The organism is Rhodococcus sp. P4_B6 (assembly GCF_056402215.1).
In genome coordinates this window covers 1-5,182 of the sequence record NZ_JBFUHV010000312.1, presented here as the reverse complement: position 1 = coordinate 5,182, position 5,182 = coordinate 1, and the positions used below count along the sequence as shown (strand labels likewise).

The following is a 5,182-nucleotide window of genomic DNA, read 5'->3' as shown; positions in this document are numbered from 1 at the left end:
GACCGTGACCATGTGAGGGCAGTACGGGAATGGGCTCAGGAACAGGGCTATGACATCGGGGTCCGCGGGCGAATTCCCACCGAGATCGCGGAGGCGTACAACGCTGCTCACTGACGACCGCCAGAAGAGCGCCGGTGTTATTTGAGCTCCGCGATCGGGTGGATGGAATGGCAGGCTGAAGGAGAGTCGGCATTCGCGGCTGGCGTATCGGCGAGAGTTCCTTCACTAATTTCTGCTCCCAGATCTGTCATTCGACACGCATGCCCGCCTCGGAGCAACCGCGACCAATCCCCGCCCTTCCAATGAACCATTTGTCCGACAGCTTTGACTGTCGGCAACTGCACACGTCCGACCACAAGTCGCGGCGACGGCCTCGGCGAAGGCTCCATCGCGCACAACGCTCTCCAGAAGGCCTTGGCTCTCCGAGCGGTTGCGGTTGCTGTTGGCGTTTCACTTGTGGGCCGGGCCACACCCACCCCGTTGCGTTCCGAAGACAGTCGCCGAGGATGAGAAGCAGGCACAGGTTTGTCCGCTACTAACGGCCCCCGCGTGCGTGGTCAATTCCGCAATCCTATGCGTAAGGACGTGGGTGGCGGGGACCCGCATACGTCGGTTCTGCGGGTCCCCACCGGCGTCGGAGGTCTCGGGGAGGACACCCGGCTGAGACGCCCGACGAGCCTAGAGGGTGAGTGATGAGCCACATCTTCAGGTCATCACCCATCGTCGAAACATCAGGCCTTTAACGTTGTTCGAGGCAGGGCCCCGAGCGCTCTGCGTTTCTATTGGCGCGCGGCGCACCACCGCTGTGAGGATCGAGGTGATGCGACGCCATGACGCTGGTGATGCCAGGTCTTCGGCGGAGCTATCGCGCCGAGTCGCGGAGCAACTGCAGTGACCGCTGGTGCGCTCGTGCGGCGCGGGCGCTGTCGCGGGTTCCGTCCTGTCCTGCTCGCACCGAGTTGTACTCATACTGGCGTGATTGCGCTTCGTGCCATGCGGCCATGGCCTCGACACTCGCGCCGGGAGGGGGTCGAGTGACGGAAAGCGCCGTCAACTCGATCAGAACATCCGCGTCCATATGGTCATCACCTCGTCCTGGGGGTGTTCGCTAATGATGCTGGTGTTACACGACGTTCGCGACATTCGACGGGATATGGACGACGACCCGGAGTAGTGGTGTATCCCTGATGAACGGCCCGTTTATCGCGTTCCGAGGTACCGAGGGTGGGTGGTTCACTTCTTTTTCGCAAGTGCGACGGCAATGATGATGATGACGCCTTGGATAATGATCTGCTGGCTCACGTCCAGTCCCGCGAGAATCAGTCCATTGTTGATGAGCCCGATGAAGACTGCTCCGATCGCCGAGCCTATGACCCGGCCGTATCCACCGAAGAGGCTGGTTCCTCCCAGAACAACGGCAGCGATGACGGAGAGTTCGTCGCCGGAGCCCCATTGATACCGACCCGACTGAAGGCGTCCGGCGTAGAGCATTCCGGCGACACTCGCGACGATGGCCGAGATCAGCAGCACGTAAAAGGTGATTCGTTTGGTGCGGACGCCGGTGAAGCGTGCTGCGGTGTCATTGCCTCCGGCGGCCAGTACCTGGCGCCCGAATGTCGTCTTATTCATCACCACCACGCCGGTGAGGACAAAGAGACCGGCCCAGAGCAGGAGTGCGGGAACAGGTCCGAAGTCTCCGGAGCCGAACAGGTTGGTGAAGGCCTTGTTCAGGATGGGCACCGGCTGAAAGTTTGAGATCCATTGCGCAACTCCGGCGGCGATGCCCAGCATTGCGAGGGTCACCAAGAAGGACGGCAAGCCCAGGACAGCGACGAGGCCTCCGTTGACGGAGCCTACCACCACGCCGGTGCCGAGTCCGGCCAACACTCCGAGCAGAACGCTGCCGGTCGACGAGATGGTCATGGCAGTGACGACACTGGACAGTCCTGCAACGGATCCGATCGATAGATCGATCTGGGCGGCGGCGATCACGAAGGTTCCAGCTACCGCCATGACGGCAATGATGGCGGTCTGTCTGACAATGTTGAGCAGGTTGTTGCTCAGCAGGAATCCGTCGTCCCGCAGGAAGACTGCGAATAGCAGGAAGACCACGACGAAACCGATGTAGATGGCGAAATCGCGCCACTCCAGGTCGCCGAATCGTGAGGCGAAGCTGGGCCGTCCAGGTTCAGGGAGTGCGGTACCTGCGCTAGGAGGCTCCTGGGTTTGTGACGTGGTGGTTAGCGTCGCGGCTTTCGCGGCGTTGGATTTGGTGGGCATGTGTTCACACTCCTTGGATGGCGAGCTGGAGCGACTCTTCGTCGGGGATGTCGTCGCGGTCGAAGTCGGCGTCGATTCGTCCTCGTCGCATGACGAGGACACGGTCGGCGACGGCGAGGAGTTCCTCGAGCTCGGAAGAGATGAGAATGATCGCGGTGCAGGCGTCAGCGAGGTCGAGCACCAATTGCATGATGTCGGTTTTGGAGGCGATGTCGACGCCCGTGGTGGGTTCGTCGAGTATCAACACCCGCGGTGGGACTCCCATCTCGCCGAGGCCTAGCCACTTTGAGATGACGACCTTTTGCTGGTTTCCGCCAGACAGTCGGCCAACTGGCTGATCGATGGCKGTGGCGCGAATCCCGAGCCTCTGTGCGAGGTCTGCGCAGAGGTCACGGCCTCTGCTGTCGTCGATGAACGGCCCCCGGGTCAGTCGCGAGAGGCTGGGCAGAAGCAGGTTGGTCCGTACGGAATGTTCGCGTACGAGGCCTTGTGATTGACGGTCCTCGGGTACGAGCATGACGCCCGATCTGATGGCGTCGAGTGGCCGACGGGGGCGGATGGGTTTGCCGTCGAGCACTATCCGACCTGAGTCGCTTCGGTCGATGCCGAATAAACATCGTGCCAATTCTGTTCGTCCGCTTCCGATCAGGCCGGCGATTCCGACGACCTCGCCGGCGGACACTTGGAACGAGACGTTGTCGAGACGGTTTCCCGCGCTGAGGTTCTCGACGGACAGTGTGATCTCAGGACGGGTGTCAGCGTTTCGCTTGGTTCTGGTGAAGCCGTGCAAGATCTCTCGACCAACGATGGATTCGGCCACTCGTTCGGGCGAGACTGCGTGCACGTCGTCGGTGAGGACCCTGCGGCCGTCGCGGATGATGCTCAGGCGATCGGCTACGCGTGCTATTTCGGCCATTCGATGGCTGATGTACACGATCGAGATGCCCTGTGTTTTCAGCCTGCCGATAAGGGTGAACAGTGCTTCGACCTCGGAATACGGAAGGCTGGCGGTCGGCTCGTCCATGATGAGGACACGTGCTTGCATACTCAGCGCCTTGGCGATCTCGRTGAGTTGCCAGTACCCGACTGGGAGATCTCCCATCAGGCTTTGCGGGTCGATGTCGGCGCCCATGCGGTCGAGCAGTGTGCTCGCCTGTCGGTTCAGGGCTCCGTCGTCGATTAGTCCGAACTTGTGGGGTTCGCGACCGAGGAAAATGTTCTGCGCGACCGAGAGGCTCGGGATGAGGCTGAATTCTTGGAATACCATGCCGATGCCGGCTGCTGTCGCATCCGACGGTGATTGGAAGTCCATTGGCCGCCCGTCGATGATGATGTCCCCGGCATCGGCGCGGTGAACGCCTTGCAGGATCTTCATCAGTGTCGATTTTCCCGCACCGTTGCCGCCGAGCAGGGCGTGGACTTCACCCTGGCGCAGTTCGAAATCGACACCTCGCAGAACTTCCACCTTGCCGAAGGATTTGTGGATGTCCCGCATGGAGACCGCGATCGATGCATTCTCCGTGGTATTCATCGGCTGCTGTCCAGGGCTTGCTGGAGGTCACTGGGGGCGTCCGAGTGATACAGGGACTTCCATGAGTCGACTAGATTGTCGCGAGTGACAGGGAGGGAGGGAAGCTCGACGAAGGCCGGGGCTRGTTTGCCAAGCAGCGCGTAGGCTGCAAGCTTCGCCTCGACGGCACCCTGGTCGTACGGTTGCGCGGCGGCGATCCCGTTGACGAATCCGTTTTGTGCCATGTCGATGGCGACGTTGTTTCCCAAGTCCACTGTCGTGACGGCGAGGTCGTCGCGTCCTGAGGCGCGTGCGGCGTCGATGGCGCCCTCACAGGGGGCGTCGAAGAAGCACCACACGCCGCCCAGCCGCGGGTGTTTAGTGAGCCACGCGTTGACGTTCGAGTTACCTTCGCCTTTCCAGTCCGGGCCCAGCAGGCCCTTGTTTTCGACGATGTCGATGTCGGGGTAGTTCTTCTCGACCGTTTCGGTGAAGCCCTGTTCGCGCAGGACGTTCGTCGGCGCCTGTGCGCCGTGGTAGATCACGCCCACTTCACCTCTGCCGCAGAGCGCTTTCGCCAATTGGTGTGCGCCGAGAACGCCGGCCCCGTAGTTGTCGGTGGCGACGACGGCGACGTAGTCCTGTCCCGGTTGGAAGTTCTTGGCGGGGTTCTCCATAAAGACGATTTTGACGCCGGCGTCTGCGGCCTTTCGATAGGCGGGCGCAAGCGCGATGGGGTCGAGGGAGGGGATCGATACCATGACGTTCGGTTTCGCCGAGAGCGCGGTCTCGATATCGGAAAATTGTTTGGCGGGGTCGGCCTGGGCGTCGGTCTGGGCAACGATTCGGATGCCTAGTTTGTCGAATTCGGCCTTGAGTGCGTCGACCTGGGCGTTGCTCCAGCTGTCGCCGGAGAAGTGCATTACGACCGCTGCGGTGGCGTTCATGGCGCGGACTTGGGCTACTTCGGCGTCGGTGAGTTCGATGGATGTTGCCGGTACGGAGATTTCACCGTTAGGGCCTTTGCCTATGACGTCGCCGCTTGTGTAGGCGGCGATCGCGCCGTCGTATGTGGTTGTGTCACAGTTCGCGCCCGCACTGCCAGCCGCGCTCGAGGTGCAGGCGGTGGCAGCGCCGGTGACGAGGAGTGCTGCGGCCATCAGGGCGGATCGGCGGCGCCCTGCGTGTCAGGCTGAGTTGAGTCCAACGGTTCACAGCAACCCCGCCTGCAGGGCGAGATACGGATCAACCCGACAATGACAATTTCCAGCCTGGCCGTAGCCGGGGACAATGGTCACATGGAGTCTTCCCACCCACGTTCCGACGGACCACGCCGACGCTCATTCGCCCCGGCGGACAAGCTCGCGCACCTGGCCGCCTACGAGCAGGCCT

Annotated in this window: 4 protein-coding genes; 1 reads left to right on the top strand and 3 read right to left on the bottom strand. The window is 61.9% G+C overall.

Annotated elements, in window-relative coordinates:
* Positions 1-12: 12 nt before the first annotated feature.
* Complete coding sequence (locus tag AC1DWT_RS49320; protein WP_477926071.1) at positions 13-114, top strand: Lsr2 family DNA-binding protein; 102 nt, start codon at positions 13-15, stop codon at positions 112-114.
* Between the two features lie 1,119 nt (positions 115-1,233).
* On the opposite strand, the gene AC1DWT_RS49315 is transcribed toward AC1DWT_RS49320, so the two are convergent.
* From AC1DWT_RS49315 to AC1DWT_RS49305, 3 genes are read right to left on the bottom strand one after another with little or no spacing between them, the layout of a single operon-like run.
* The gene (locus AC1DWT_RS49315; RefSeq protein WP_477926070.1) at positions 1,234-2,280 is read right to left on the bottom strand and encodes an ABC transporter permease; all 1,047 of its coding nucleotides are present in this window, start codon (positions 2,278-2,280) and stop codon (positions 1,234-1,236) included.
* Positions 2,281-2,284: 4 nt separating this feature from the next.
* Positions 2,285-3,811, bottom strand: coding sequence for a sugar ABC transporter ATP-binding protein (locus AC1DWT_RS49310; protein WP_477926069.1), 1,527 nt, complete (start codon positions 3,809-3,811; stop codon positions 2,285-2,287).
* Positions 3,808-4,950, bottom strand: a complete 1,143-nt coding sequence (locus tag AC1DWT_RS49305) for a substrate-binding domain-containing protein (protein ID WP_477926068.1) — start codon at positions 4,948-4,950, stop codon at positions 3,808-3,810. The genes AC1DWT_RS49310 and AC1DWT_RS49305 overlap by 4 nt, the downstream gene beginning before the upstream one ends.
* Positions 4,951-5,182 lie beyond the last annotated feature (232 nt).

Excerpts from the sequence above, each read along its gene's own strand:
- AC1DWT_RS49315 (WP_477926070.1), bottom strand. The coding sequence starts at position 2,280 with ATGCCCACCAAATCCAACGCCGCGAAAGCCGCGACGCTAACCACCACG.